The organism is Kitasatospora phosalacinea (assembly GCF_000717185.1).
In the GTDB taxonomy this organism is placed as follows: domain Bacteria; phylum Actinomycetota; class Actinomycetes; order Streptomycetales; family Streptomycetaceae; genus Kitasatospora; species Kitasatospora phosalacinea_A.
Map to the genome: position 1 here is coordinate 1 of NZ_JNYE01000048.1, position 25,998 is coordinate 25,998.

Annotated in this window: 19 protein-coding genes and 2 pseudogenes; 1 reads left to right on the forward strand and 20 read right to left on the reverse strand. The window is 74.3% G+C overall.

Going from position 1 to position 25,998, the window contains the following annotated elements; genetic code table 11:
* The 17 genes and pseudogenes from OO57_RS41290 to OO57_RS20720 all read right to left on the reverse strand — a co-directional run.
* A pseudogene (locus tag OO57_RS41290) lies at window positions 1–562 on the reverse strand (thiamine pyrophosphate-binding protein); the annotation flags it as partial.
* A gap of 276 nt (window positions 563–838) precedes the next feature.
* Window positions 839–3,793 (reverse strand): putative bifunctional diguanylate cyclase/phosphodiesterase, encoded by a 2,955-nt coding sequence (locus tag OO57_RS20645; RefSeq protein WP_033254055.1) that lies wholly within the window; start codon window positions 3,791–3,793, stop codon window positions 839–841.
* Window positions 3,794–4,240: 447 nt separating this feature from the next.
* Window positions 4,241–7,273: a helix-turn-helix transcriptional regulator gene (locus OO57_RS20650; RefSeq protein ID WP_234337429.1), complete on the reverse strand. Its 3,033-nt coding sequence runs from the start codon at window positions 7,271–7,273 to the stop codon at window positions 4,241–4,243.
* Window positions 7,274–7,347: 74 nt separating this feature from the next.
* Entirely contained in the window at window positions 7,348–7,551 is a 204-nt protein-coding gene (locus tag OO57_RS20655) for a hypothetical protein (protein WP_033254057.1), read from the reverse strand.
* Between the two features lie 266 nt (window positions 7,552–7,817).
* Window positions 7,818–9,320 (reverse strand): Asp-tRNA(Asn)/Glu-tRNA(Gln) amidotransferase subunit GatB, encoded by a 1,503-nt coding sequence (gatB, locus tag OO57_RS20660; RefSeq protein ID WP_033254058.1) that lies wholly within the window; start codon window positions 9,318–9,320, stop codon window positions 7,818–7,820.
* Between the two features lie 26 nt (window positions 9,321–9,346).
* Window positions 9,347–9,586 carry a hypothetical protein gene (locus OO57_RS20665; protein WP_033254059.1) on the reverse strand — a complete coding sequence of 80 codons (240 nt, stop codon included), beginning with the start codon at window positions 9,584–9,586 and terminating at the stop codon, window positions 9,347–9,349.
* Window positions 9,583–11,076, reverse strand: coding sequence for an Asp-tRNA(Asn)/Glu-tRNA(Gln) amidotransferase subunit GatA (gene gatA, locus OO57_RS20670; protein WP_033254060.1), 1,494 nt, complete (start codon window positions 11,074–11,076; stop codon window positions 9,583–9,585). Before gatA ends, OO57_RS20665 begins: the two co-directional genes overlap by 4 nt.
* Before the next feature lie 5 nt (window positions 11,077–11,081).
* Window positions 11,082–11,378, reverse strand: coding sequence for an Asp-tRNA(Asn)/Glu-tRNA(Gln) amidotransferase subunit GatC (gatC, locus tag OO57_RS20675; RefSeq protein ID WP_014138188.1), 297 nt, complete (start codon window positions 11,376–11,378; stop codon window positions 11,082–11,084).
* 144 nt (window positions 11,379–11,522) lie between these two features.
* Window positions 11,523–13,076 (reverse strand): annotated as a pseudogene (locus OO57_RS20680) (putative bifunctional diguanylate cyclase/phosphodiesterase); the annotation flags it as partial.
* Window positions 13,077–13,412: 336 nt separating this feature from the next.
* Window positions 13,413–15,746, reverse strand: coding sequence for an NAD-dependent DNA ligase LigA (gene ligA / locus OO57_RS20685; RefSeq protein WP_418909902.1), 2,334 nt, complete (start codon window positions 15,744–15,746; stop codon window positions 13,413–13,415).
* A gap of 20 nt (window positions 15,747–15,766) precedes the next feature.
* Entirely contained in the window at window positions 15,767–16,720 is a 954-nt protein-coding gene (locus tag OO57_RS20690) for a methionine synthase (RefSeq protein WP_234337432.1), read from the reverse strand.
* Window positions 16,721–16,838: 118 nt separating this feature from the next.
* Window positions 16,839–17,528, reverse strand: a complete 690-nt coding sequence (locus tag OO57_RS20695; RefSeq protein WP_033254061.1) for an SDR family oxidoreductase — start codon at window positions 17,526–17,528, stop codon at window positions 16,839–16,841.
* 11 nt (window positions 17,529–17,539) lie between these two features.
* Window positions 17,540–18,076 (reverse strand): TIGR00730 family Rossman fold protein, encoded by a 537-nt coding sequence (locus tag OO57_RS20700; RefSeq protein ID WP_033254062.1) that lies wholly within the window; start codon window positions 18,074–18,076, stop codon window positions 17,540–17,542.
* Between the two features lie 72 nt (window positions 18,077–18,148).
* Window positions 18,149–19,282: a tRNA 2-thiouridine(34) synthase MnmA gene (mnmA, locus tag OO57_RS20705; RefSeq protein ID WP_033254063.1), complete on the reverse strand. Its 1,134-nt coding sequence runs from the start codon at window positions 19,280–19,282 to the stop codon at window positions 18,149–18,151.
* A gap of 71 nt (window positions 19,283–19,353) precedes the next feature.
* The gene (locus OO57_RS20710; RefSeq protein ID WP_033254064.1) at window positions 19,354–20,760 is read right to left on the reverse strand and encodes an MFS transporter; all 1,407 of its coding nucleotides are present in this window, start codon (window positions 20,758–20,760) and stop codon (window positions 19,354–19,356) included.
* A 103-nt stretch (window positions 20,761–20,863) separates the two neighbouring features.
* Entirely contained in the window at window positions 20,864–21,355 is a 492-nt protein-coding gene (locus OO57_RS20715) for a MarR family winged helix-turn-helix transcriptional regulator (protein ID WP_033254065.1), read from the reverse strand.
* A gap of 48 nt (window positions 21,356–21,403) precedes the next feature.
* Window positions 21,404–22,585: a cysteine desulfurase family protein gene (locus OO57_RS20720; protein WP_033254066.1), complete on the reverse strand. Its 1,182-nt coding sequence runs from the start codon at window positions 22,583–22,585 to the stop codon at window positions 21,404–21,406.
* Window positions 22,586–22,688: 103 nt separating this feature from the next.
* On the opposite strand from OO57_RS20720, the gene OO57_RS20725 reads away from it, so the two are divergent.
* On the forward strand, window positions 22,689–23,510 hold the full coding sequence (locus tag OO57_RS20725; protein ID WP_033254067.1) for an IclR family transcriptional regulator: 822 nt from the start codon (window positions 22,689–22,691) through the stop codon (window positions 23,508–23,510).
* Here OO57_RS20725 and OO57_RS20730 read toward each other — a convergent pair.
* From OO57_RS20730 to OO57_RS20740, 3 genes are all read right to left on the reverse strand, one after another.
* Window positions 23,446–24,105: a trimeric intracellular cation channel family protein gene (locus tag OO57_RS20730; protein ID WP_033254068.1), complete on the reverse strand. Its 660-nt coding sequence runs from the start codon at window positions 24,103–24,105 to the stop codon at window positions 23,446–23,448. The two genes, OO57_RS20725 and OO57_RS20730, sit on opposite strands and share 65 nt — an antisense overlap.
* 54 nt (window positions 24,106–24,159) lie before the next feature.
* Entirely contained in the window at window positions 24,160–24,939 is a 780-nt protein-coding gene (locus OO57_RS20735; RefSeq protein WP_033254069.1) for a hypothetical protein, read from the reverse strand.
* A 123-nt stretch (window positions 24,940–25,062) separates the two neighbouring features.
* Window positions 25,063–25,974, reverse strand: a complete 912-nt coding sequence (locus tag OO57_RS20740; protein WP_033254070.1) for a DUF6891 domain-containing protein — start codon at window positions 25,972–25,974, stop codon at window positions 25,063–25,065.
* Window positions 25,975–25,998: the final 24 nt, after the last annotated feature.

The following is a 25,998-nucleotide window of genomic DNA, read 5'->3' on the forward strand; positions in this document are numbered from 1 at the left end:
CGTTGGCCTTCAGCACGCCGCCGCCGACGTACAGCACCGGGCGCTTGGCGTTCACCAGCAGCTTCGCGGCCTCGCGGATCTGCTTGGCGTGCGGCTTGGTGACGGGGCGGTAACCGGGCAGCGCGGCCTCGGCCGGCCAGCGGAAGACGGTCTGCGCCTGCAGCGCGTCCTTGGCGATGTCGACCAGGACCGGGCCGGGGCGGCCGGTGGCGGCGATGTGGAACGCCTCCGCGATCACCCGCGGGATCTCGGCCGGCCGCCTCCTGGAAGGCGTCCGTGCCGATCGCCTTGGAGGCGACCTGGCCGGTGATCGCGACGATCGGCACCGAGTCCATGTACGCGTCGGCGATCGGGGTGACCAGGTTGGTCGCACCGGGGCCGGAGGTGGCCATGCAGCGGGCAGGATCGCACCACCGGGGATGCCGAAGACGGTGTCGGCGCCCACGGCCTCGAGCGAGCGGATGAGCGACTGCGCGCCGGTCATGGTCTCGGTGGTCTGGGGACCCGGAGCGTGGGCGGCCGGGTGGTCCCCGCGGCGGGGGGTTGCGGCGTGCTCAGTCATCTGCCTGTCTCTTCTCGGGTTCTGCTCGGGGGGTGCCGGTCCGGGCCGCCGGGCGGTCCCTGGCCGGTCTCCGGCTCTGCCTCAATCGTCCGGATTTCAGGTGGTCGAGGCCAGTTGTGGTGCGGTGGCCCACCAGGATTCGTGCAACAAAAAACCCCTCGTGCCAAGGGCATGCGAGGGGGAGGCGCGTCGGGCTGCTGTTCAGCCGACGCGCCCGCCAAGTACGAGAATTCGGGTGGTCATGGCATCGACCTTCCTCCCACGCAGTGGCGGGTGTCAAGCTGGCGGAACGGCCGTCTCACCATGCGGTCCGCCGCTCGGACCGCCCACGGCGTGCCGCTGCGGCAGCTCCAGGCCGGGGTGCGGGGGGCCGGGGCGGGCCTCGGCCAGACCGCCGCCCGCCCGCGGGTCGGGGGTGAGCAGCGGACGGCGGCCCGGACCGCCCTGGGGCTGGCGCGGCACCGGGTAGCCGCGGCGCAGCAGGGCGCGGCGCAGCCGCAGTTCGTCCAGCGGCCGGTCGAAGGCCAGCCCCTGGCCGCGGCGGCAGCCCAGTTCCTGGAGGACGGCGACCTGCCGGGGGTGGTCGACGCCGTCGGCGCCGGTGACCAGGCCGAGGTCGCGGGCCAGGCGCAGCGCGTGCCCGGCCAGGGCGCGGGTGAGGGCGGAGTCGGCGACGTCCTGGACGAGGGTGCGGTCGAGCTTGAGCGCGTCGAACGGCAGCCGGACGAGGGCGCCGAGCGAGCCGCCCCCGGCGCCGAACCCGGCGAGCGCGGTGGAGACCCCGAGGCGGCGCAGCGCGGCGAGGCGGCGGCCGAGTTCGTCGGCCAGCGCGTCCGGGCCGGTCCGGGCGACCTCGACGACCAGCAGGTCGGGCGGCAGTCCGGTGTCGCGCAGCGCCGCGGCCAGGGTCTCGTACATGCCGGGGGCGCAGATCCGTTCGGCGGCGAGCCGGACGGTGACCGGGACGGGCGGGGCGGCGGGGCCGTCGGCGCGGCGGCGGGCGGCGGCGGCGACGGCCTCGGTGAGCAGCCAGCGGGTGAAGCGGGTGGCGGCGTCGCCGGAGTCGGCGGTGCGCAGGAACTCGGCGGGGGTGAGCAGCAGTCCGCCGGCCGAGCGCCAGCGGGCCTGGGCCTCGACGCCGGTGAGGCGGCCCCCGGCGAGTTCGACCACGGGCTGGTGCAGCAGCGTGAAGGAGCCCTCCCGGACGGCGGCCCGCAGCCGTTCCTCCAGTTCGCTGCGGCGGTCGAGCTCGGCCCGCATCGCCGGGGTGTAGAGCACCACCCGGCCCTTGCCGCTGGACTTGGCCCGGTACATCGCCAGGTCGGCGTTGCGGAGCAGTTCGTCGGCGGCGGCCCCGGCGGCGTCCGCCGCGCCCTCGGGGGCGGCCTCGGGGGCGGCCTCGGGCACCGGCAGCGGGGCGTCCGGGCCGAAGGCGATGCCGATGGAGGCGGCGACGCCCAGTTCGGCGCCGCCGATCCAGTACGGCTCGGAGAGCGCGCCGCGGATCCGCTCGGCCAGGTCGCGGACCTGCGGGTGGCCGAGCCGTCCGCGCACCAGCACGGCGAACTCGTCGCCGCCGAACCGGGCCACGGTGTCCTCGCTGCGGACGGCGGACTGCAGGCGGCGGGCGGCCTGCACCAGCAGTTCGTCGCCGACCTGGTGCCCGGCGGTGTCGTTGACGGCCTTGAAGCCGTCCAGGTCGAGGAAGAGCACGGCGACGGCGGTGCCGACCGGCCCCTGCGCGGAGAGCGCGGCCCGGACCCGGTCGGCGAACAGCGCGCGGTTGGGCAGGTCGGTGAGCGGGTCGTGGAACGCGTTGTGCTGCAACTGGGCCTGCAGGCGGACGCGTTCGGTGATGTCCCGGCTGTTGAGGATCAGGCCGTCGCGGTACGGGTTGACGGTGGACTCGACGTGCAGCCACTCGCCCTCGCCGGAGCGGATCCGGCACTCGACCCGGGCGGAGGGCTCGCCGTTGCTGAACCGGGCGCCCCTGGTGCGGGCCAGGATCCGGCGGACCTCGGCCAGCACCCGGTCGACGTCCTCCGGGTGGACCAGGTTGAGCAGGTTGCCGCCGACCAGGTCCTCCGGGTCCCGGTTGTAGACCCGCAGCGCGGCGGGGCTGACGTAGGACAGCGCCCCGGACGGCCCGGCGATCATGATGACGTCGCTGGAGCCCTGCACCAGGGAGCGGAAGTGCGCCTCCTTGGTGGCGAGTTCCTGCGCCAGCGAGAGGTTGTCCAGCAGCATCACGCCCTGCCGGACGATCAGCGCCAGGCCGACCGTGCTGGCGGCCGCCAGCATCACCCGGTCCAGCGGGCGGCCGCCGAGCGCGTTGTAGAGGATCCCGGCGGTGCAGACCGCGGCGGCCGCGTACGGGGTGAGCGCGCTGAACGTGGACGCGACCCGACGGCGCGGCAAGCCCTGGGCGGACGGGTGCTGGCGGGACGGGCGGCGGCCGTGCTGCCAGGGCGCCCAGGCCAGCAGCAGCGAGCCGGCGAACCAGCCCGCGTCCAGCAGTTCGCCGGAGTGGTAGTCACTGTGGAACTGCGGGGTGGTGAACAGCGCGTCGCAGACCACGGTCAGCGCCAGGCCGATCATCGCGGTGTGCACGGCGGCCCGGTTGCCGTCCCGGCCGCGGAAGCGCAGGCCGACCACCAGGCTGACCAGCAGGATGTCCAGCACCGGGTAGCCGAGGGCGAGGGCCAGCTTCAGCGGGTCGTCCCCGTCGCCCGCCGCGACCCGGCCCAGCGCCAGGCTCCAGCTGAGCGTGAACAGCGAACCGGCCACCAGCCAGCCGTCCAGCAGCAGGCAGAGCCAGCCCGCCGGGGTGCGCGGGCGCTGGGCCAGCACCAGCAGGCCGGTGATGGCCAGCGGGGCGAACAGCAGGAAGGCGTAGTCGGCGAACGAGTCCTGGGGCAGCGGCTGCCGCAGCACCACCTCGTACCAGCCCCAGGCGCCGTTGCCGAACGCGACCATCGCCGAGGAGAGCCCGAACAGCAGCCAGGCCGGCCGGGTGAGGCCCCCCACCGCGACGCCGTGCGCGAGACAGGAGAGGGCGGCCGCGAGGGCCGCCCCGGCGAGACCGAAGTCCCCCATCACCAGCGCGAGTTCACTCGACCCCCAGCCGACCGCGGCGCCCGCGGCGTACCCGGCGCAGAGCACCACGAGCAGCCCGGCGATCCACCGGCGGAACGGGGCTCGGGCAGGCGGCGCCGACTCGGTGGAGTTCAATCGACATCTCCCCCTCCGGCCCGCGGCCGTACCGGTGTTCCCGCTTCGGACCCTACACCACTGCGGTCACGCACTGGCACGCACTCTCAACTTAGAGTAATGAACCGCAGGTGGAGCGGAGCGGGTTACGCCGGGGATCGCCCGTTCGGCGCAGGCACGAACCCGCCGGGCAGGGCGGTGCGGGGTCCGGTCGGCCCGGGAACGGCGGCCGAACGCTCTGCTGCCCACGGCGGTCCCGCCCCGGGAAGGCGCCCCGGCCCCGGCCGGTCGGCACGCCGCGGCAGCGGCAGCGGCAGCGGCCCGGACGCCGCGTCAGGAACCCCGGGCGGCGGGCACCTCCTCGGGGAACAGCCGCAGCCGGCACGGCCGACAGCAGCTACCCCGCCGCGGCCGCCAGACCGCGAACCACCACGCCCCCACCCTCACCCAGCACCCCCGACACGGAGGTCAGGAACCCAGGGCGGCGGGCTCCTCGTCGGGGAACAGCCGCAGCCGGTGGGCCAGCGCGGCCGCCTCGCCGCGGCCGCCGACGGCGAGCTTGGCGAGGATGTTGGAGACGTGCACGCTGGCGGTCTTCGGCGAGATGAACAGGTGCTCGGCGATCTGCCGGTTGCTGCGGCCGAGGGCGAGCTGGCGCAGCACGTCCCGTTCGCGCGGGGTGAGGCCGAGGCCGTCGCCGGGGCTGCCGGCCGGGTGGTCGCGGTGGCCGAGGCCGAGGCGGTCGGCGAGCAGGTCGGCGTCCCGGCGGGTGGTCAGGTCGCCGCGGCGGCGGGCGAGTTCGGCGGCTTCGCGGAGCAGGTCGGCGGCCTGTTCGCGGTCGCCGGCCGCGGCGGTGTCCTCGGCGGCGCGCAGCAGGGCGAGCGAGAGCGGTCCGGGCAGGGCGGCGGCGCGCAGTTCGGTGACGGCGGTCTGCCGGTGGCCGGCGGTGGGGCGGCCCGCGGCGCGGGCGAGTTCACCGGCGAGCAGGGCGGCCCAGCCGCGGTGGAGGGCGCAGCGCGGGGTGAGCCGGGCGGCGAGGTCGGCGATCCGGGCGAGGGCCCGCTCGCCGTCGGGGGTGCGCGGGTGCTGGTCGGCCTCGGCTTCGGCGGCGTGGGTGAGCAGCGGGAGCAGGTGGCCGTCCTGTCCGGCGAGGACGGTGCCGTCGAGCGCTTCGGCGAGCCGGGCGCGGGCCTCGTCGGGGCGGCCGAGGCGGACGGCGAGCCGGATGCCGAGGGCGGCGGTGGGCAGCACGTGCTGGGGTTGGGCGCCGCCGCCGCCGCTGGCGTGGGCGGCGGCCCAGTGGGTCTCGGCCTCGGCGGTGTCGCCGCGCAGCAGGGCGAGTTCGCCGCGCAGGCGGTCCATGAACTCGCCGTGGGTGTCGGCCTCGGGCTTGTCGTCCCAGTCGGCGAGGACGGCGGCGGCCTCCTCGGTGCGGCCGGCGGCGAGCAGCGCCTCGGCGAGGTTGCCGGTGAGGATGGGGCCGGTGTTGAGCAGCAGTCCGCTGCGGCGGGCGGCGTCGAGGCCGGTGCGGGCGGCGGTGGCGGACTCCTCGGCGCGGCCGTAGGAGAGCAGCAGGCTGGCGAGGTTGTTGAGGCTGCGGACGTGGACGTCGTCGTTGCCGAGCGGGCGGGCCTGGGCGACGGCCTCGGTGAGCAGGTCGACGGCGCGTTCGCCCTCGTCGAAGTCGCCGAGCAGCCCGGCCAGGGTGACCCGGGCGTGCACCTCGACGGAGGGGGCGCCGACCTGGCGGGCGATGGCGACGGCGCGTTCGGCGGCGGCGACGGCGGCGGGGCCGGGGTTGCGGAGCAGCCCGTGCGCGGCCTCCAGGGAGAGCGCCTCGGCCTGGACGACGGACGGGCCGAGGTCCTGCACCAGCCGGTGCACGTACTGGATCTCCTCCAGGCCGCCGCTGCGCTTGAGCTGGTCGAGCATCTTGGCGCGCTGCAGCCGGAACCAGGCGGCGCGCAGCGGGTTGCGGGCCTCGTCGACCAGCGAGAGGGCGCGGCGGGCCAGGCTCTGGCCGCGGTCGCGGTCGCCCGCGCGGCGGGCGGCGACCACCGCTTCGGCCAGCACGTCGACGAGTTGGAGGCGGTCGCAGCCGTCGTGCTCGCCGTCGTCGCAGGCGCAGGGCGGGTAGGTGTCGGCCCAGTCGTAGGGGCGCAGGGTGGTGGCGAGGGCCTGTTCGGAGACGGCGTCCCAGAGTTCGATGGCGCGTTCGAGCATCTTGAGCTGTTCGGCGAAGGCGTTGCGGCGGCGGGCGTCCCGGGCGGCGTCGAGGGCGGCGGGCAGGGCGCGGGCGGGCTGGTGGGCGTGGTACCAGTAGTCGGCCAGCCGGGCGGTGCGCTGTTCGGCGCGGACGAGTTCCGGGTCGGCCTCCAGGACGGTGGCGAAGCGCCGGTTGATGCCCTGGCGCTCGCCGGGCAGCAGGTCGTCGGAGACGGCCTCGCGGACGAGCGCGTGCCGGAACCGGTAGCCCTCGCCGTCGGTGTCGGGGCGCAGGATGTTGGCGCCGACGGCGGTGCGCAGCGCGGAGATCAGCGCGTCCTCGCCGCCGGCGCCGCTGCCCCCGCTCTCGGCGACGACGGCGGCGAGCAGGCCGTGCTCGATCCGGGAGCCGCCCTCGGCGGCGATCCGGACGATCCGCTGGGTCTCCTCGGGCAGTGCCTCGACCCGCACCAGCAGGATGTCGCGCAGCGACTCGGTGACGCAGGCCAGGCAGCCGCTGCGGTAGGCGGTGGCGAGTTCCTCGACGAAGAACGGGTTGCCCTCGGAGCGGCGGTGGATGCGGTCCACCACGTCCCGTCCGGGGGTCTCGGGGCCGAGGATGCCGGCCAGTTGGGCGGCCACCTCGGGCCGGTCCAGGCGCTCCAGTTCGAGCCGCTGGACGGTGCGCAGCCGCTCCAGCTCGGCCAGGAACGGGCGCAGCGGGTGGCGGCGGTGCAGGTCGTCGGTGCGGTAGGTGGCGACGATCAGCACCCGGGAGCGGTGCAGGGTGCGGACCAGGTAGGCGAGCAGTTCCCGGGTGGAGCGGTCCGACCAGTGCAGGTCCTCGACGGCGAGGACCAGCGTCCGGTCCCCGGTCAGCCGCTCGAACAGCCGGGCGGTGTGCTCGAACAGCCGGGCCCGGCCGTACTCGTCGTTGCCCTCCCCGTCGGCCTCCCCGAAGTCCGGCAGCAGCCGGGCGAGGTGGCCCTCCAGCCCGGCCGCGGCCGCGTCGAGCTCCGGCCCGATCCGCCGGTGCAGGCGGCGCAGCGCGGCCGAGAGCGGGGCGTACGGGAGGCCCTCGGCGCCGACCTCCAGGCAGGCGCCGAGCGCGGTCACCGCCCCGTCCGCCTCGGCCTGCGCCAGGAACTCCTCGATCAGCCGGGTCTTGCCGACCCCCGCCTCGCCGCCGACCAGCACGGCCTGCGGCTCCCCCGCCCCCGCCCGGCCCAGGGCCGCGCCGAGCAGGCCGGTCTCCCGGCCGCGTCCGACGAAGACCGGGCTGACTGTCTGCTCCATGTCCGTGAGCATGCCACAGCCCTCGGACCACGCCGAGCGGTTATCCCGGTCCGCGGACGGGCCGGGCCCGCCGGTCATCCGGCGCAGCCGGCCGCGGCGCCCGAACGGCCCTTCTCGACAACCGACTTGGTGCGCGGCGCGGCCTCCCGGCGGACCGCCCGCACCACCCGCCCGACCAGCCCGGTGCGCGGGCCGGCCGCCTCGCGGGCCAGCCGCTCGGCGGCGGCCAGGTCGTGCAGTTCGCGTTCCCGGACCTTGAACAACTCGTACTCGTACACGGTGTTTCCCCTCGTCGTCTGCTGGTGTCCAGCCTCCGCCCCCAGGGGGGTGCGCCACATCGGGAGCCTGCCCGATCTCCGCGGGCCCCGGGCGGGGAAAACGCCGGTGCCCGCCCCCTCCCGGGGACGGGCACCGTGCTCGGCGGGGCCTAAGGGGCCTCCTTAGGCCCCGCCGCACCGCTCTAGGACCGGCTTAGGCCGGCTTCTCCAGGCTGCGCTCGACGGTCCTCACCCGGCAAGCCGCTCCAGGCTGCGCTCGACGGTCCTCACGCGGCAAGCCGCTCCAGGATCAGGTCCTTGACCCGGGCCGCGTCGGCCTGCCCGCGGGTGGTCTTCATGACCGCGCCGACCAGCGCGCCCACCGCCTGGACCTTGCCGTCGCGGATCTTCGCGGCGACGTCCGGGTTGTCGGCGATGGCCTGGTCGACGGCCGCGCCGAGCGCCGAGTCGTCCGAGACGACGGCCAGGCCGCGCTTCGCGACCACGTCGTCCGGCTCGCCCTCGCCCGCGAGGACGCCCTCGATGACCTGGCGGGCCAGCTTGTCGTTGAGCTTGCCTTCGGCGACCAGCGCGCACACCCGGGCGACCTGGGCCGGGGTGATCGGCTGCTCGGACAGCTCGGTGCCGGTCTCGTTGGCGCGCCGCGCCAGCTCGCCCATCCACCACTTGCGGGCCTGGTCGGCGGGGGCGCCGGCCGCGATGGTCTCCGAGATCGGCTCCACCGCACCGGCGTTGAGCACCGACTGCATGTCCTTGTCGCTCAGGCCCCACTCGGCCTGCAGCCGGGCCCGGCGGACCCGGGGCAGCTCGGGCAGCGCGGCCCGCAGCTCCTCGACCCACTCCCGGGCCGGGGCGACCGGCACCAGGTCGGGCTCGGGGAAGTACCGGTAGTCCTCGGCGTTGTCCTTGATCCGGCCGGCCGTGGTGGAGCCGTCCTCCTCGTGGAAGTGCCGGGTCTCCTGGACGATGGTGCCGCCGTCGGTGAGGACGGTGGCGTGCCGCTGGATCTCGAACCGGGCGGCCCGCTCGACGCTGCGCAGCGAGTTGACGTTCTTGGTCTCGCTGCGGGTGCCGAACGCCGTGGTCCCGTTGGGCCGCAGCGACAGGTTGACGTCGCAGCGCATCTGGCCCTTGTCCATCCGGGCCTCGGAGACGCCCAGCGCCTTGATCAGCTCGCGCAGCTCGGCGACGTACGCCTTCGCGACCTCCGGCGCCCGGTGGCCCGCGCCCTCGATCGGCTTGGTGACGATCTCGATCAGCGGGATGCCGGCCCGGTTGTAGTCCAGCAGCGAGTACTCCGCGCCGTGGATGCGGCCGGTGGCGCCGCCGACGTGGGTGGACTTGCCGGTGTCCTCCTCCATGTGGGCGCGCTCGATCTCCACCCGGAAGACCTCGCCGTCCTCCAGCTGCACGTCGAGGTAGCCGTTGAAGGCGATCGGCTCGTCGTACTGGCTGGTCTGGAAGTTCTTCGGCATGTCCGGGTAGAAGTAGTTCTTCCGGGCGAACCGGCACCACTCGGCGATCTCGCAGTTCAGCGCGAGGCCGATCCGGACCGCCGACTCCACGCCGACCGCGTTGACCACCGGCAGCGAACCGGGCAGGCCGAGGCAGGTCGGGCAGGTCTGCGAGTTCGGCTCCGCACCGAGTTCGGTGGAGCAGCCGCAGAACATCTTGGTCTTGGTACCCAGCTCGACGTGGACCTCAAGGCCCATCACCGGGTCGTACGAGGCGAGAGCCTCCTCGTAGGAGACCAGGCTCATGACGCTCACAGCGTCCCTTCTTCAGTCATGGAGGTTCAGCCGAGCAGGACGTCGTCGTCGCCGAGACGCTTGAGCTCGCGGACGAGGAGCGCGGTGCCGGTGATCAGGGCGGCGGCGCCGACCAGGGCGTTGACCAGCTTGAGGGTGTCGTTCTCGTCGCGGGCCTTGCGGACGTCCTTGGCGATGGAGAGCGCGCCGAAGGCGCTGGTGCCGATGGACAGCCACAGGCCGGGCTTCGAGTGCTTCCAGCCCTTGGCCTTCTCGATCTTGCTCATAGTGCCGGTGCCTCCTCCAGCAGGGCGTGGCCCCACTTGTCGTTGAGCGCGGCCTCGACGGCGCCGCCCACGCGGTAGAGGCGGTCGTCCGCCATCGCGGGGGCGATGATCTGCAGGCCGACCGGGAGATTGTCCTCCGGGGCGAGTCCGCAGGGCAGCGACATGGCCGCGTTGCCCGCGAGGTTCGAGGGAATGGTGCACAGGTCGGCGAGGTACATCGCCAGCGGGTCGTCGGTGCGCTCGCCGAGGCGGAAGGCGGTGGTCGGGGTGGTCGGGGAGACCAGCACGTCCACGCCCGCGAAGGCGGCGTCGAAGTCCCGGGAGATCAGGGTGCGGACCTTCTGCGCCGAGCCGTAGTAGGCGTCGTAGTAGCCGGAGGACAGCGCGTAGGTGCCGAGGATGATGCGGCGCTTGACCTCGGCGCCGAAGCCGGCCTCGCGGGTGAGCGCGGTGACCTGCTCGGCGGAGCGGGTGCCGTCGTCGCCGACCCGCAGGCCGTAGCGCATGGCGTCGAACCGGGCCAGGTTGGAGGAGGCCTCGGACGGGGCGATCAGGTAGTAGGCGGGCATCGCCAGCGTGAAGGACGGGCAGGAGACCTCGACGACCTCGGCGCCCAGCTCGCGCAGCAGCTCGACGGACTCCTCGAAGCGCTGCATCACGCCCGCCTGGTAGCCCTCGCCCGCGAACTCCTTGACGACGCCGATCCGCATGCCGCGCACGTCGCGCATCTTCGCGGCGGCGACCACGTCGGGGACGGGGGCGTCGACGGAGGTGGAGTCCAGCGGGTCGTGCCCGGCGATGACCTCGTGCAGCAGCGCCGTGTCGAGCACGGTGCGGGCGCACGGGCCGCCCTGGTCGAGCGAGGAGGAGAAGGCGACCAGGCCGTAGCGGGACACCGAGCCGTAGGTGGGCTTGACGCCGACGGTGCCGGTGACGGCGCCGGGCTGGCGGATCGAGCCGCCGGTGTCGGTGCCGATCGCCAGCGGGGCCTCGAAGGCGGCCAGCGCGGCCGCGGAGCCGCCGCCGGAGCCGCCGGGGATGCGGGTGAGGTCCCACGGGTTGCCGGTCGGGCCGTAGGCGGAGTTCTCGGTGGAGGAGCCCATCGCGAACTCGTCCATGTTGGTCTTGCCGAGGATGACGACGTCGGCGCCCTTCAGGCGCTTGGTCAGGGTCGCGTCGTACGGCGGGACCCAGCCCTCCAGGATCTTCGACCCGCAGGTGGTCGGGATGCCCTCGGTGGTGAAGACGTCCTTGAGCGCGAGCGGCACGCCCGCGAGCGGGCCCAGCTCGGCGCCGGAGGCGCGCTTGGCGTCGACGGCGCGGGCCGCGGCGAGCGCGCCCTCGCGGTCGACGTGCAGGAAGGCGTTGACCTTCTTGTCGACGGCGTCGATCCGGTCCAGGTGGGCCTGGGCGACCTCGACCGCCGTGACCTCGCCCTTGGCGATCGCGGTGGCCGTCTCGGCCGCCGTGTACTTGATCAGCTCGGTCATCTCGGTCAGTCCTCCCCGAGGATCTGCGGCACGCGGAAACGCTGGTCCTCGCTCGCCGGGGCGCCGGACAGCGCCTGCTCCGGGGTCAGCGACGGTCGCACCTCGTCCGCGCGCATCACGTTGGTGAGCGGGAGCGGGTGGGAGGTCGGCGGGACGTCCTGCCCCGCGACCTCGGAAACGCGGGCGACCGCGCCGATGATCACGTCGAGCTGCTCGGCGAAGTGGTCCAACTCCTCCGCCTGCAACTCCAGACGCGACAGCCGGGCGAGGTGGGCGACCTCCTCGCGCGTGATGCCAGGCATGCAGCGATCCTCAAGGGTGAGTTCTGGTGGGCCGGGCCTTGCCCGCTGGGCACGCCGGTCCTTTCGGTCCTAAGGGGCCATCCTATGGGCAGAAGGGGGACCACCTAGGAACGGTTTCTAGGTGGTCCCCCTGCGCGGGTGCGCTCAGCGCGGCAGCGACTCCACCGGCGGCGCGTCGTTGCGCCGCACCAGCAGCCAGGCGGTGGCCTGGTCGGCGGGCAGCGCCGCGGAGACCAGCCAGCCCTGGACGGCGTCGACGCCCATGTCCTGCAGCCGCTCCCAGGTCTCGTCGTCCTCGACGCCCTCGGCGACCACGGTCAGGCCCAGCGAGTGGGCGAGCTCCACGGAGCAGCGGACCACGGCGGCGTCGTGGTCGTCGGCGACCATCCGGGAGACGAAGGAGCGGTCGATCTTGAGCTCGCCGACCGGCAGGCTGCGCAGCCGCACCAGCGAGGAGTGGCCGGTGCCGAAGTCGTCCAGGGACATCCGGACGCCGTAGCGGCGCAGTTCGGCGAGGGTGTCGGCGGCGCGGCGGCTGTCGTCGAGCAGCAGCCGTTCGGTGATCTCCAGTTGGAGGGCGGCGGCGGGGACCTGGTGCCGGGTGAGGTGTCCGGCGACCCGGGCGGCGAAGCCGGGGCTGAGGACGTCGCGGGGCGAGACGTTGACGGCGACCGGGACCATCAGGCCCTGGTGGCGCCAGCGGGCGATCTGCCCGACGGCGCTCTCCAGCACGTAGTCGGTGAGCCGGGGCATCAGTCCGGAGGACTCGGCGAGCGCGATGAACTCGTCGGGCGCGACCCGCCCCTGCCCGGGGCGCTCCCAGCGGACCAGCGCCTCCAGGCCGACGACGCTGCCGTCGAAGGCGACCTTGGGCTGGTAGTGCAGCTGGACCTCGTTCATCTCGATGGCCCGCCGCAGGTCGCCGAGCAGGCCGATCCGGTACGGGGTGTCGAGGTCGCGGGACTCGTCGTAGCACTCGACGCCGCTGCGGCCGTGCTGGGCGTGGCCCATCGCGACGTCGGCCCGGCGCAGAAGCGATTCTGCATCCTGGGCGTGGGCGGGGTAGGCGCACACTCCGGCGCTGGCCTCCAGGACGAGCAGTAAGCCGTCCAGCCGGATCGGCGCGGCGAGTTCGGCGATCAGCGCCTTCGCGGTCCGCTCCAGCGCCTCGGTGCTGCCCACCCCCGGCAGCAGCACGGCGAACTCGTCGCCGCCCATCCGGGCCACCACCGGGCGCTCCCCGCGGCGGACCGGCGGGGGCAGCGCGGTGCCGTCCTCGCCCTCCCTGGGGCCGCCGGATCCGGTGCGCAGGGCGCGGTGCAGCCGCCGGGCGATGTGCACCAGCAGCCGGTCGCCCGCGGTGTGGCCGAGGGCGTCGTTGAGGGAGCGGAAGCGGTCCAGGTCGAGCAGGATCAGGCCGACGCCGCGGTCGGGTTCGGCCTCGTGCCTGGCCAGCGCCTCCTGGGTGGCGATCAGCAGGGCCTGCCGGTTGGGCAGGTCGGTGAGCGGGTCGGTGAGCTGGTCCCGTGCCCGGTCCCGGGCGATCCGCCAGGCGGCGACGAGCACGGCGAGGGGAACCGCGAACAGTGGGAGCAGTTCGGGTTCGTAGCGGTACACCAGGACGGCCAGCGGGATGAGCGGCGCGGCCCCGGCCAGCAGCACGCCGAGCAACAGGACCGCCCCTGCCACCCCCTGCGGCGGGCGTGTGGGCGCGCCGCCGGTCGTACGATCCATAAGCCCAGTCCTCCGTCGGGCCCGCCCCCCGGCGGGGCCGCCTCACGGTGAGGCACCCCTCTCCGGGAGGTGCCGGTGGACGTCAGACGAGGGCGTGTCCCCGGGGCCCCGGTGGAAGACCGGCGCCACACACTCCTGCTGACAGTTCGTAGCGCCCAGGGTAAGCCGGGGTGCCCCACCTGGGCGCACTTTCGGGCCAGCTCTGAGCGCAACGTCATATCCGCGCGTTGTTCAGTGACACAATGCCCGATTTCCTTCTCGAACACCCGGCTGACGCGGCATCAGGACGATAACGACCCGTCAGGAAACCTTCTCCTCCGTCCCTTCTCCGACATTCTCCCCCACCGCGTCCGGCTCGTTCGTGCCGGTTCCGACGGGTTCCGGGGCGTTCAGCGGTTCCAGGCCGAGGTGTTCCCGGGCGGCGTCCGCGCCCCGGTCGAGCAGGACGGCGAATCCCTCGTCGTCCAGCACCGGAACGCCCAGTTGCAGCGCCTTGTCGTGCTTGGAACCGGGATTGTCGCCGACCACCACGAAGTGCGTCTTCTTCGACACCGAGCCGGTGACCTTGGCCCCGCGCGAGGTCAGCGCCTCCTTGGCGCCGTCCCGGGTGTGCCCGGCGAGGGTGCCGGTGACCACCACGGTCAGGCCCTCCAGGGGGCGCTCGGCCGGCTCGTCCCCGGCCTCCTCGGTGAAGGCGACGCCCGCGGCGCGCCACTTCTCCAGGATCTCCCGGTGCCAGTCCTCGGCGTACCACTCCTTGACGGCGCGGGCGATGGTCGGGCCGATGCCCTCGACGGCGGCGAGCTCGGCCTCGTCGGCGGCGAAGACCCGGTCCAGGTCGCGGAACTCGCGGGCCAGCGCCTGGGCGGCGACCGGGCCGACGTGCCGGATCGACAGGCCGTTCAGGAAGCGCCACAGCTGGCTGGTCCGGGCGGCCCGCAGGTTGTCGAGCAGCGCGGTGGTGGTCTTCTTGGCCGTGCCCGCGTTGTTGGCGAAGAAGAACACCTCCTTCTCCTCGCCGGTCTCGTCGTCCAGCTTGGGCATGCCGGTCTTCGGATCGCGCAGCAGCACCTTGATCGGCAGCAGCTGCTCCTCGGTCAGGTCGAAGATGTCGCCCTCGTTGCGCACCGGCGGCTCGACCGGCGGGAGCGGCTGGGTGAGCGCGGTGGCGGCGACGTAGCCGAGGCCCTCGACGTCCAGGCTGCTGCGGCCGCCGAGGAAGGCGATCCGCTCGCGGATCTGGGCCGGGCAGTACCGGGCGTTGGGGCAGCGCAGGTCGATGTCGCCCTCGGACATCGGGCGCAGCCCGCTGCCGCACTCCGGGCACTCGGCGGGCATCACGAACTCCCGCTCGCTGCCGTCCCGCAGGTCGTAGACCGGGCCGAGGATCTCCGGGATGACGTCCCCGGCCTTGCGCAGCACGACGGTGTCGCCGAGCAGCACGTCCTTGGCCTTCACCACCTGCTGGTTGTGCAGGGTGGCGTACTGCACCATCGAGCCGGCCACCTTCACCGGCTCGGCCAGCACCGCGTACGGGGTGGCCCGGCCGGTGCGGCCGATGCCGATCTTGATCTCGGCGAGCTTGCCGGTGACCTCCTCCGGCGGGTACTTCCAGGCGATCGCCCAGCGCGGCGACTTGGAGGTGGAGCCGAGCCGGCCCTGCAGCGGGATCTCGTCGACCTTGACCACCACGCCGTCGATCTCGTGCTCGACCGAGTGCCGCTGCTCGCCGAAGCGCTTGACGAACGCCCGCACCTCGTCCAGCGTGCCGACCACCTGGTTGTGCTTGGCGGTGGGCAGGCCCCAGTCGTGCAGCAGCTGGTACGCGTGCGACTGGCAGTCGATGTCGAAGCCCTTCCGGGCGCCGATGCCGTGCACCACCATCCGCAGCCCGCGGGCCTTGGTGATCAGCGGGTCCTTCTGGCGCAGCGAACCGGCGGCGGCGTTGCGCGGGTTCATGTACAGCTTGGTCATCGCCAGCAGCCGCTTGCCCGCCGCGGCGCGCTCGACGTTCTCCAGGCGGCGGCGCTCGTTCTCCTCCGCGATGGCGGCGTTCAGCGCGTCGAAGGCGTCGTTGGAGAGGTAGACCTCGCCGCGGACCTCGACCAGCTCCGGCAGGTCGTCGCCGTGCAGCCGGTGCGGGATGCCCTCGATGGTGCGGACGTTGGCGGTGATGTCGTCGCCGACCGTGCCGGTGCCGCGGGTGGCGGCCAGCGTCAACTCGCCGCGCTGGTACGTCAGGTTGACGGCCAGGCCGTCCACCTTCAGCTCGCACAGGTAGTGGTAGTCGATGCCGGACAGCTCGGTGGCGACCCGCTCGGCCCAGGCGGCCAGCTCCTCGTCGTCCATCGCGTTGTCCAGGCTGAGCAGCCGCTCCCGGTGCACCACGGCGGCGAACTGCTCGTTCGAGCTGCCGCCGACCTGCTGGCTCGGCGAGTCGGGCGTCACCAGCACCGGGTGCGCGGCCTCCAGCGCCTCCAACTCCCGCATCAGGGCGTCGAACTCGCCGTCGCTGATGACCGGGGCGTCGTGGTCGTAGTACCGGGCCCGGTGCTCCTCGATCTCGGTCGCCAGCTCGGCGTGCCGCGCCCGCACCTCCGCCGGGATCTCCTCCCAGCCCTCCACAGCCGCCACCGCGCCGTCCTCCTCGCTCGTCACTCCGGGTTGTCCACCAGGCTGCGGGCCGCCCGCACCGCCGCGGCCAGTGCCCGCCGCGCGTACGCCGGGGAGGCCCCCGCCAGCCCGCACGTCGGCGTCACCACCACCCGGCGGCCCAGCAGTTCGGGGGCCAGCCCGAGCCTGCGCCACAACGTCCTGACACCCTGGACACTACCGGCCGGGTCCGACGTTTCGACGTCGGTGGAGGGCACCACACCGGCGAGGATCAGCGTGCCGCCCTCGACCGCCTCGCCCAGGTCGTCGTCGTCGCGTTCGGTCAGCAGGCCGAAGTCCAGGCTGATCCCGGCGGCCCCGGCCCGGCGCAGCAGCGGGACCGGCACCCCGGGCGCGCAACTGTGCACCAGGACGGGCGCGTCCAGGCCGCCGATCAGCTCGCGCAGGGCCTGCTCGGCGCGTTGGCGGTCGACGGAGCGCAGCCGCTGGAAGCCGCTGGCGGTCCTCACCGATCCGGCCAGGACGGCGGGCAGCAGCGGCTCGTCCAGCTGCAGGACCACGGTGGCGCCGGGGACGCGGCGGCGGACGTCGGCGAGGTGGCGGCGCAGGCCCTCGGTGAGCGAGCCGGCGATGTCGCGGCAGGCCCCGGGGTCGCTGAGCGCCTTCTCGCCGTGCCGCAGTTCGATCGATCCGGCCAGCGTCCAGGGGCCGACGGCCTGCACCTTGAGCAGCCCGGCGTAGTCCTGGGTGTACTCCTCCAGCGCGTCGAGGTCCTCGCCGAGCCAGGACACCGCCCGCTTGGTGTCGCGCCCGGGGCGGTCGGTGAAGCGCCAGCCGCTGGGCTCGGTCTGCACGAACAGCTCGGTGAGCAGCCCGGCGCCGCGCCCGATCATGTCGGCGCCGGGGCCGCGCGAGGGCAGTTCGGGCAGGTGCGGCAGCTGCTCCAGCTCGGCCGCCACGCCGCGGGTCATCTCCCGCACGTCACCGCCGGGCATCGACCCCACTCCGGTCGCCGCACCGGACAGCTCCGCGAAAACGTCCACGTCAGTCACGGGGAGAGCCTACGAGCACGGCGGGGGGCGCGGGAAACGGCCCGCACCCCCCGCGGTCGTCCTACCTGCCGGGCCGGACGGTGATCTCGGTGATCTCGGCGTCCCGCGGCAGGTCGAGCGCGGTGAGGACGGCGGTGGCGACCGACTCCGGCGCGATCCAGCGCTCCGGGTCGTACTCCGCGCCCTCCTGCTGGTGCACCTTCTGCTGCATCGGGGTGGCCGTCCGCCCCGGGTAGACGCTGGTCACCCGGACGCCGTTGGCGTGCTCCTCCTGCCGCAGCGCGTCGGCCAGCGCGCGCACCGCGAACTTGCTGGCCGCGTACGAGCCCCAGGTCGGGTCGGCGCGCAGCCCGGCGCCGGAGTTGACGAACACCACGTGGCCGCGGGCCAGCCGCAGCGAGGGCAGCAGCAGGCGGGTCAGCTCGGCGGGGGCGACCGCGTTGACGTTGAGCTGGTGCTGCCAGGCCTTGACCGGGGTCTCGGCGACCGTGCCGAGTTCGACCACCCCGGCGACGTGCAGCAGCGAGTCGAGTTCGACCGGCAGCGCCTGGTGCCCGAAGGCCCAGGACAGCTTGGCCGGGTCGTCCAGGTCGCCGACCAGGGTCCTCGCGTCGGGGTAGCGCTCGCGCAGCTGGGCGGCGCGGCGCGCGTCGCGGACGAGCAGCCAGAGCTCCTCGCCGCGGGCGGTGAGCTTGTCGGCGACGACGGCGCCGATGCCGGAGCCGGCGCCGGTGATCAGGTGGACACCCACGGTGGTCTTCCTTACTGGGGCTGGTGTGCGGACAGGTGGGCGAGCGCCTCGGCCGGGGTCTGCACGAAGGCCACCAGCTCGGCGAGCGGACGGGGCAGGAAGCCCTCGGCGTCCATCCGCTCCAGCTGGAGGCGCAGGCCGGTGTAGAAGCCCTCGCTGTCCAGGACCACCACCGGCTTGTCGTGCAGGCCGTGCTTCTTCAGCTCCAGCACCTCGGTGATCTCGTCCAGCGTCCCGACCCCGCCGACCAGCACCACCAGCGCGTCGCCGTGGGCCAGCAGCTCGGCCTTCCGGGTCGGCAGGTCCGGCATGGTCACCAGCTCGTCCGCCCCCTCGTACGCCTTGTGCCGCAGGAACTCCACCGAGATCCCGACCAGCCGCCCCCCGGCGGCCCTGACCCCGTCGGCGAGCTCGCCCATCAGCCCGGCGTGCGACCCGCCCCACACCAGCGTGTGCCCGGCCTCGCCGAGCAGTCGGGCGAACTCGGCCGCCGGGGCGGTGTACTTGGCGTCGAGGGAGTTGGCGGAGCAGAAGACCGTGATGTTCATAGTGCTCCCAGTCCTATCACCGCCCGCCGCGCCCGGGTCAAACCGTTAAGGGCCGCCCTGGGTGCCTGGGTGCTAGACCCCGACGGCCCGCTCGGTGGAGGCGATGGTCGCCGAGCCGACCACCCGGGTGCCGTCGTACAGCACCACGGCCTGCCCGGGGGCGATGCCGCGGGCCGGGGTGTCGAGGCGGACGTGCAGTTCGTCCTCGCCCAGCACGGCGGTGACCGGGACCTCCTCGCCGTGCGCCCGCAGCTGGGCGGTGTAGCGGCCCTCGCCCGCGGCGGGGGTGCCGCACCAGCGGGGGCGGATGGCGGTGAGGGCGTGCACGTCGAGTCCTTCGACCGGGCCGACGGTGACGGTGTTGTCGACCGGGGAGATGTCGAGGACGTAGCGGGGCTTGCCGTCGGCGGCGGGGCGGCCGAGGCGCAGGCCCTTGCGCTGGCCGATGGTGAAGCCGTAGGCGCCGTCGTGCTCGCCGAGCTTGGTGCCGTCGGTGTCGAGGATGTCGCCGGTGGCGGTGCCGAGGCGTTCGGCCAGGAAGCCCTGGGTGTCGCCGTCGGTGATGAAGCAGATGTCGTGGCTGTCGGGCTTCTTGGCGACGGCGAGGCCGCGCCGTTCGGCCTCTTCGCGGATGACGTCCTTGGTGGTGTCGCCGAGCGGGAACAGCGAGTGGGCGAGCTGTTCGGCGTCGAGCACGCCGAGGACGTACGACTGGTCCTTGGCGGCGTCGACGGCGCGGTGCAGTTCGCGGGTGCCGTCGGCGTGGTCGACGATCCGGGCGTAGTGGCCGGTGCAGACGGCGTCGAAGCCGAGGGCGATCGCCTTGTCGAGCAGCGCGGCGAACTTGATCTTCTCGTTGCAGCGCAGGCACGGGTTGGGGGTGCGACCGGCGGCGTACTCGGCGACGAAGTCGTCGATCACGTCCTCGCGGAAGCGCTCGGCCAAGTCCCAGACGTAGAACGGGATGCCGATCACGTCGGCGGCGCGGCGGGCGTCCCGGGAGTCCTCCAGGGTGCAGCAGCCGCGGGCGCCGGTCCGGAAGGACTGCGGGTTGCTGGCGAGCGCCAGGTGGACGCCGGTCACCTCGTGGCCCGCTTCGACGGCCCGGGCGGCGGCGACGGCGGAGTCGACGCCGCCGGACATCGCGGCGAGCACGCGCAGGCGGCCGGTGGGCGGGGTGGTCGGGGCGCCGGGGAAGTCAGTCATGGTGCCTCCAAGCGTAACGGGGGCCCGGCCGGCGTCGTGGACGCGGCCGGGCCCCCCGGGGGGCGGGCGGATCAGCTGTGCACCAGGACCGGCGGTTCGGCGGCGGCGGGTGCGGCCGGGCGGCCGGGGCGGGGCAGGGCGAGGGCCAGCAGGAAGGCGGCGGCCAGCAGGGCGGCGCCGGTGCCGAAGGCGAGGTGGAAGCCGCCGGCGCCGCGTCCGGCGGCCAGTGCGGTGAGGACGGCGACGCCGAGCGCGGCGCCGACCTGCTGGGTGGTGTTGAGCAGGCCGGAGAGCAGGCCGGCGTCCTCGGGGCGGGCGTCGGCCATGCCGAGGGCGGTGAGGGCGGTGGCGGCGAGGCCGAACCCGGCGGCGCTGAGCACGGTGGGCAGCACGTCGGCGGCGTAGTCCAGGTGTCCGGCGGGGAGCCGGGTGAGCAGGGCGATGCCGACGGTGAGCAGGGCCAGGCCGAGCAGCAGGGTGCGGCGTTCGCCGAGCCGGGCGATGGTGCGGGCGGCGAGCAGCAGGGAGACGGCGGCGATGGTGAGGGCGGCGGGCAGCATCGCCAGGCCGGTGGCGAGGGCGCTGTAGTGCTGGACTTGCTGGAGGTACAGGGCGAGCAGGATCTGGAAGCCGAACAGGGCGGCCAGCATGAGGAGTTGGATCAGGTTGGCGAGCGCGGTGGTGCGCCGGGCGAGGATCCGCAGCGGGAGCAGCGGGGTGGCGGTGCGGGCCTGCCGGAGCAGGAAGGCGGCGAGCAGGACGAGGGCGGCGGCGCCGGTGGCGAGGGTGCGGGCGGAGGTCCAGCCGGCCGGGCCGCCCTCGACGATGGTGTAGACGCCGAGCATCAGTCCGGCGGTGACCAGGACGGCGCCGGGGGCGTCGGCGCCCGCCTTGAGGCCGGGGCCGCGGTCGTCGGCGAGCAGGCGGCGTCCGGCGAGCAGGGCGGCGGCGCCGATCGGCAGGTTGATGAAGAAGATCCAGTGCCAGCCGAGGCCCTGGGTGAGGACGCCGCCGAGGACCTGGCCGAGCGAGGCGCCCGCGGCGCCGGTGAAGCCGACGGCGCCGAAGGCCTTGGCCCGTTCGACGGGGTCCGGGAAGAGCGCGACGACCATGCCGAGGCCGACGGCGGAGGCCATCGCCCCGCCCGCGCCCTGGAGGAAGCGGGCGGCGATCAGCGTCCCGGAGTTCACCGCGAGGCCGCACAGCACGGAGGCGACGGTGAAGGCGGCGATCCCGGCGAGGTAGACGCGGCGGCGGCCGAGCAGGTCGCCGAGGCGTCCGGCGAGCAGCAGCAGTCCGCCGAAGGCGACGACGTAGGCGTCCACCACCCAGGCCAGTCCGGCCGTCCCGATGTGCAGGTCGGCCTGGATGGCGGGTAGCGCGACGGTGGTGATGGACCCGTCCAGGATCACCATCAGCATCCCGGCGCACACCACCGCGAGGGCCAGCCAGCGGGCGCGTGACGAGTTCTCGGACATGGGTCTCTCCCTCCCGTGGGGAGCGCGGACGCGCTCCCCCGACAAGAGAAACCGTAGCAGATAGTTTTGTAATAGACGATCTACAGCGGAACGTCCTGCGGGGCTACCCCTGCCGGGACCGCCGCGGCCGGCGCACCACGCCGCCCTCGCCGACCATCGGGAACTCCGCCGCCTGCTGGAGCCGGTCCAGCGCGTCCACGAACACCTGCCGCTCCCCCGCCGACAGCTCGCCCAGCGCCTCGCCGTGCACCCGGTCGACGATCACCTCGCCGCGCCGCACCAGCTCCTCGCCCGCGGGCGTCACGCGGATGACCTTCACCCGCCGGTCGGTCGCGGACGGGTGGCGCTCGGCCAGGCCGTCGCGCTCCAGCTCGTCGGCGGTGACCACCATGGTGGTCTTGTCCAGCCCGGCGATCGCCGCCAGCTGCGACTGGGTGCGCTCGGCCTCCATGGCGTGCAGCAGCACGCAGTGCTTGCGCGGGGAGCTGTCGATCTCGGCCAGGGCCAGCGACAGGCGGGTGTTCATGGCGTGCGCGGCCTGGGCCAGCAACCCGGTGAGGTCGCGGACGGTGCGCTCGGGCAGGGGTGCGTTCATGCCCCCAGAGTACGTCCGGAAGCAGAAGGTTCCGTTCGGAACCTCATGTCAGCGGGCGGCGCGCACCAGCCCGGCCCGCCGGGCCCGCTCCACCGCGCCGGGCAGCGCCGCGGCCAGCGCCGCCACGTCGGCGGCGGTGGAGGTGTGGCCGAGCGAGAAGCGCAGCGAGGCCCGGGCCAGCTCCGGGTCGACGCCCATCGCCAGCAGCACGTGGCTGGGCTGCGGGACGCCGGCCGAGCAGGCCGAGCCGGTGGAGCACTCCACACCCGCCGCGTCCAGCAGCATCAGCAGCGCGTCGCCCTCGCAGCCGGGGAAGGAGAAGTGCGCGTTGGCGGGCAGCCGCCCGTCGGCGCCCGGGTCGCCGTTGAGCACCGCGTCCGGCGCGGCCGAGCGGACCACGGCCAGCAGCTCGTCGCGCAGCGCGCCGACCGCGCCCGCGTACCCGGGCCGGCGCTCCACGGCCAGCGCGGCGGCCACCGCGAACCCGGCCGCGCCCGGCACGTCCAGCGTGCCGGAGCGGACGTCGCGCTCCTGGCCGCCGCCGTGCAGCAGCGGGACGGGCTTGGCGGAGCGGGCCAGCAGCAGCGCGCCGACCCCGTACGGGCCGCCGACCTTGTGGCCGGTGACGGTGAGCGCGGTCAGCCCGGAGTCGGCGAAGGAGACCGGCACCTGGCCGAGCGCCTGCACCGCGTCGGAGTGCATCGGTACGTCGAACTCGGCGGCGACGGCCGCGAGTTCGCGGATCGGCTGAATCGTGCCGACCTCGTTGTTGGCCCACATCACGGTGACCAGCGCGACCGTCTCCGGGGCCCGCTCGATCGCCTCGCGCAGCGCCTCGGGGTGCACCCGGCCCAGCCCGTCCACCGGCAGGTACTCGACCTCGGCGCCCTCGTGCGCGGCCAGCCAGTGCACCGCGTCCAGCACCGCGTGGTGCTCGACCGGGCTGCACAGCACCCGGCGGCGGGCCGGGTCGGCGTCGTGCCGGGACCAGTACAGGCCCTTGACCGCCAGGTTGTCGGACTCGGTGCCGCCGCCGGTGAGCACGATCTCGCTGGGCCGGGCGCCCAGCGACTCGCCGAGCGACTCCCGGGACTCCTCGACCACCCGGCGGGCCCGCCGCCCGGCGGCGTGCAGGGAGGAGGCGTTGCCGACGGCCCCGAACTGCGCCGTCATCGCGGCGATCGACTCGGGCAGCATCGGGGTGGTGGCGGCGTGGTCGAGGTAAGCCATAGCGGGAACCAGTGTAGGCGGCCCTAGAGTCACGATTTGGCCATTGCACCCTCTGCAACGCGCCGTTAGCCTTCCGGCCACGCCGATGTGAGAGGGAGGGGCCGTGTCCCAGACGGTCGACCGTGCGCTGACCATCCTGGCGTCGCTCGGCGAGGGCCCGGCGTCGCTGGAGCAGGCCGCCGCGAAGATCGGCGTGCACAAGTCCACCGCGCTGCGGCTGCTGCGCACCTTGCAGGAGCACGGTTTCGTCCACCGGCAGTCCGACCAGCGCTACCGGCTCGGCGGCCGGCTGTTCGCGCTCGCCCACCAGGCGCTGGAGGGCATCGACATCCGGCAGGTCGCCGCCCCGTACCTGGCGGTGCTGAACGAGCGCTACGGGCACACCGTGCACCTGTCCGTGCTGGAGGAGGACGAGGTGCTGTACCTCGACAAGGTCGAGGCGAAGTACCCGGACCACGGCCGCAGCTGGCTCGGCGAGGCCAGCCGGATCGGCAAGCGCGCCCCCGCGGTGGCGACCGCGGCGGGCAAGGTGCTGCTGGCCGACCTCCCCGCGGAGAAGCTGGCCGCGTTCCTCGAGGCGGCCGACTTCCCGGCCCGCACCCCGCAGTCGATCCGCGGCCCGGAGGAGTTCCGGGCCGAGCTGGCCGAGGTGCGCCGCCGCGGCTGGGCGGTGGACCAGGCCGAGTACCAGGAGTCGGTGAACTGCATCGCCGCCCCGATCGCGGGCACCGAGGGCACCGCCATCGCCGCCTGCTCGATCTCCGCCCCGGTCCGGGTCGCCTCGGTGACCGAGCTGAGCAAGCTGCTGCCGGAGCTGCTCTGCACGGTCGAGGCGATCTCGCTGGCGTACGGCGGCTCGCCTACTCCTCGCTGGTGCGAGAACCGTTGCGGTGCCAAGCACGAGGTGCGCGCCAGCCGTACTTGAGCGCCAGCAACCGCATGGTGAACGCGACCACCGCGGCCAGCGAGGCGTACAGCGGGGTCAGCTGCCCGACGCCGATCAGGACCGCCACCACGGCCGAGCCGACCAGCGCCGGGACGGCGTATATCTCGCGGTCCCAGCGCAGCAGCGAGGGCGGCTCCATCGCCAGCAGGTCGCGGATCACGCCGCCGCCCGCCGCGGTCAGCATGCCGCAGGCCACCGAGGGGATCGCGCCCAGCCCGTAGGTGTGCGCCTTGATGGTGCCGGTGACGCAGAACAGGCCCAGGCCCGCCGCGTCCAGCACCATCACCGCCCGGGTGATCCGCTCCACCTCGGGGTGCAGGAAGAACACCACCACCCCGGCGACGAGCGGGGTGGGGAAGTACCCGAAGCTGGTGAACGCGGCCACCGGCAGCGCCCCGATGACCAGGTCCCGCAGCACGCCGCCGCCCAGCGCGGTGGCCTCGGCCAGCACGCAGATGCCGAAGATGTCCATGTTCTTGCGGACCGCCATCAGGCCGCCGGACAGCGCGAACACGAAGATGCCGACCAGGTCGAGGGTCTGCTGGACGTTGTGCGGGAAGATCTCGGAGGTCACCTGGTCAGTCTGCACGTCGGCTCACGCACCCCCCTCACCCCGGCCGCCGGGCGGTCAGGCGAACTGCTCGTGCGGCGCGGGCCCGCCCAGCGCGTTCAGCCTGGCCGGCATCTCCAGCGTGGTCATCCGCCGCCAGCCGCCCGCCCGCTCGTACGCGTACACCGCGTGGATGCCCGCCGCCAGCGCCGCCGCCTTCGCCCGCGGCCAGCGCAGCAGCTCGCCCAGGTGCGCCATCACGGCCAGGCTGACGTCCCGGTAGGTGCGGATCTCCGCCCGGGCGGTGGTCTGCAGGGTGTCCAGGATCGCCCGGCCGTGCCCGTGGTACGCGAGCCGCAGCAGCTCCTCGTGGCAGAACGCCAGGTGGTTGTCCTCGTCGTTGGAGATCATCCGCACCGCCCGCCCCAGCTCCGGGTGGTCGCCGAAGATCTTCTTCAGCATCAGCATCTGCTCGGACGCCCGCTGCTCGGTGACCCGGCTGTGCGCCAGGTACGTGATCACGTCCCGCTCGGTCAGCGGCTCGTCGCGGCGCAGCCGGGCGTGCGCCAGGCCGATGCCCTGCCGCTCCAGGATCATCGTGTAGTCGGTGTCGTCCGGGACGTCCCGCTCGGCCAGGCCGCGCTTGTGCATCAGCGCCTTGAAGATCCGGCCGTGCTTGTCCTCGTCGGCGCCGTGCCGGGCCACCTTCGGCGCCAGCACCGGGTCGGGCACCAGCCGGGCGATCCGGCCGTTCTCCCAACCGCCCTGGTCCTCGCCCTTCGCGGCGATCGAGCAGAACAGCCGGAACGCCTGGTCGTCGTCGTGGATCTCCTGGAACAGACTGCGGGCCGACAGCATGGTGACCTACCCCTCGCGCGGGAGCCGGGACATTCCGCTCCAGTCAAGGCACCGCCCCGGCCCCCGGCAACAGCTCGGCCCGCGGGCTGCGCCGTACGAAGGACGGCCTGACCCGGCGCGGCCCTAGCCGACCAGCCGGCGCCGCCAGTCCAGGCCGGTCACCCGGACCGCGTCGTCCGGCTCCCCGTTCCACGCCGCCGTCAGGCCCGCCCCGGCCAGGGCCGCGACGACCTCCCGGCCGACCGCGGCGGTGGTCTCCGGCGAGCCGTCGAAGCCGCCGTACAGCAGCCACAGGTCGCCGCCCGCGGCCGCGCCGTCGGTGCACTGGGAGTGGAAGTAGACGAAGCCGCGGGCCTCCGGGCGCTCCGCGCCGATCTCGGTGTCGCCGCAGGTGCGGCAGCAGGTGAAGTTCTCCCGGGCGGTGATCCCGGTCGCCTCCAGCGCGGCGAACGCCCGGGTGAGCCGTTCCGGGTCGGTCTCGCCGGTCCAGGCGCGCTGCTCGGCGACGCGCTCCAGCCACAGCCGGTCGGCCAGCTGCCTGGCCTGCTCCTTGCCGACCGGCCGGTTCCCGCCGTCGACCAGGTACTCCTCGGCGACCTCGGCCGCCTGCGCGAGCGTCGCGTACCCGCCCACCAGCAGCCGCCGCACCTCCGCGACCAGGCTCTCCTCGTCCTCCGCGGACAGCTCCAGCGGCGCGGGCTCCGGGTCGGGCCCGAAGTCGATCCGCTCCCACTCCTGGCCTGCCGCCCAGTCGGCGTCCTGCCGGGCCCAGCCGGTCAGCAGCTCGGCGACCCGCTCCAGCTCGGCCACCTGCGTCCCGTAGTGCCGGGACCGCGCGCCGTCCCGGTGCTCGACCGTCCAGGCGCCGTCCTCCGGGCAGGCCTGCGCGTAGGTGTCCGGCAGGTCGGGGACGCGCTGGAGCACCAGGAAGGCACCCTTCCACTGCCCCATGTCCCGTACCAGGTCGGCGAGTTCGCCCTCCGACACCCGCACCCCGACCCGACCCGACCTGTCCTGCACCGCGATCTCCAGCATGCCCCCACCCTGCCACCCGCCCCT

Coding starts and splice junctions, on each gene's coding strand:
- OO57_RS20650 (WP_234337429.1), bottom strand. CDS start 7,273: ATGGAGCAGACAGTCAGCCCGGTCTTCGTCGGACGCGGCCGGGAGACC.
- OO57_RS20665 (WP_033254059.1), bottom strand. CDS start 9,586: ATGAGCAAGATCGAGAAGGCCAAGGGCTGGAAGCACTCGAAGCCCGGC.
- gatA (WP_033254060.1), bottom strand. CDS start 11,076: ATGACCGAGCTGATCAAGTACACGGCGGCCGAGACGGCCACCGCGATC.
- gatC (WP_014138188.1), bottom strand. CDS start 11,378: ATGCCTGGCATCACGCGCGAGGAGGTCGCCCACCTCGCCCGGCTGTCG.
- OO57_RS20690 (WP_234337432.1), bottom strand. CDS start 16,720: ATGCCCGGCGGTGACGTGCGGGAGATGACCCGCGGCGTGGCGGCCGAG.
- OO57_RS20700 (WP_033254062.1), bottom strand. CDS start 18,076: ATGAACATCACGGTCTTCTGCTCCGCCAACTCCCTCGACGCCAAGTAC.
- mnmA (WP_033254063.1), bottom strand. CDS start 19,282: ATGACTGACTTCCCCGGCGCCCCGACCACCCCGCCCACCGGCCGCCTG.
- OO57_RS20710 (WP_033254064.1), bottom strand. CDS start 20,760: ATGTCCGAGAACTCGTCACGCGCCCGCTGGCTGGCCCTCGCGGTGGTG.
- OO57_RS20715 (WP_033254065.1), bottom strand. CDS start 21,355: ATGAACGCACCCCTGCCCGAGCGCACCGTCCGCGACCTCACCGGGTTG.
- OO57_RS20720 (WP_033254066.1), bottom strand. CDS start 22,585: ATGGCTTACCTCGACCACGCCGCCACCACCCCGATGCTGCCCGAGTCG.
- OO57_RS20735 (WP_033254069.1), bottom strand. CDS start 24,939: ATGCTGTCGGCCCGCAGTCTGTTCCAGGAGATCCACGACGACGACCAG.
- OO57_RS20740 (WP_033254070.1), bottom strand. CDS start 25,974: ATGCTGGAGATCGCGGTGCAGGACAGGTCGGGTCGGGTCGGGGTGCGG.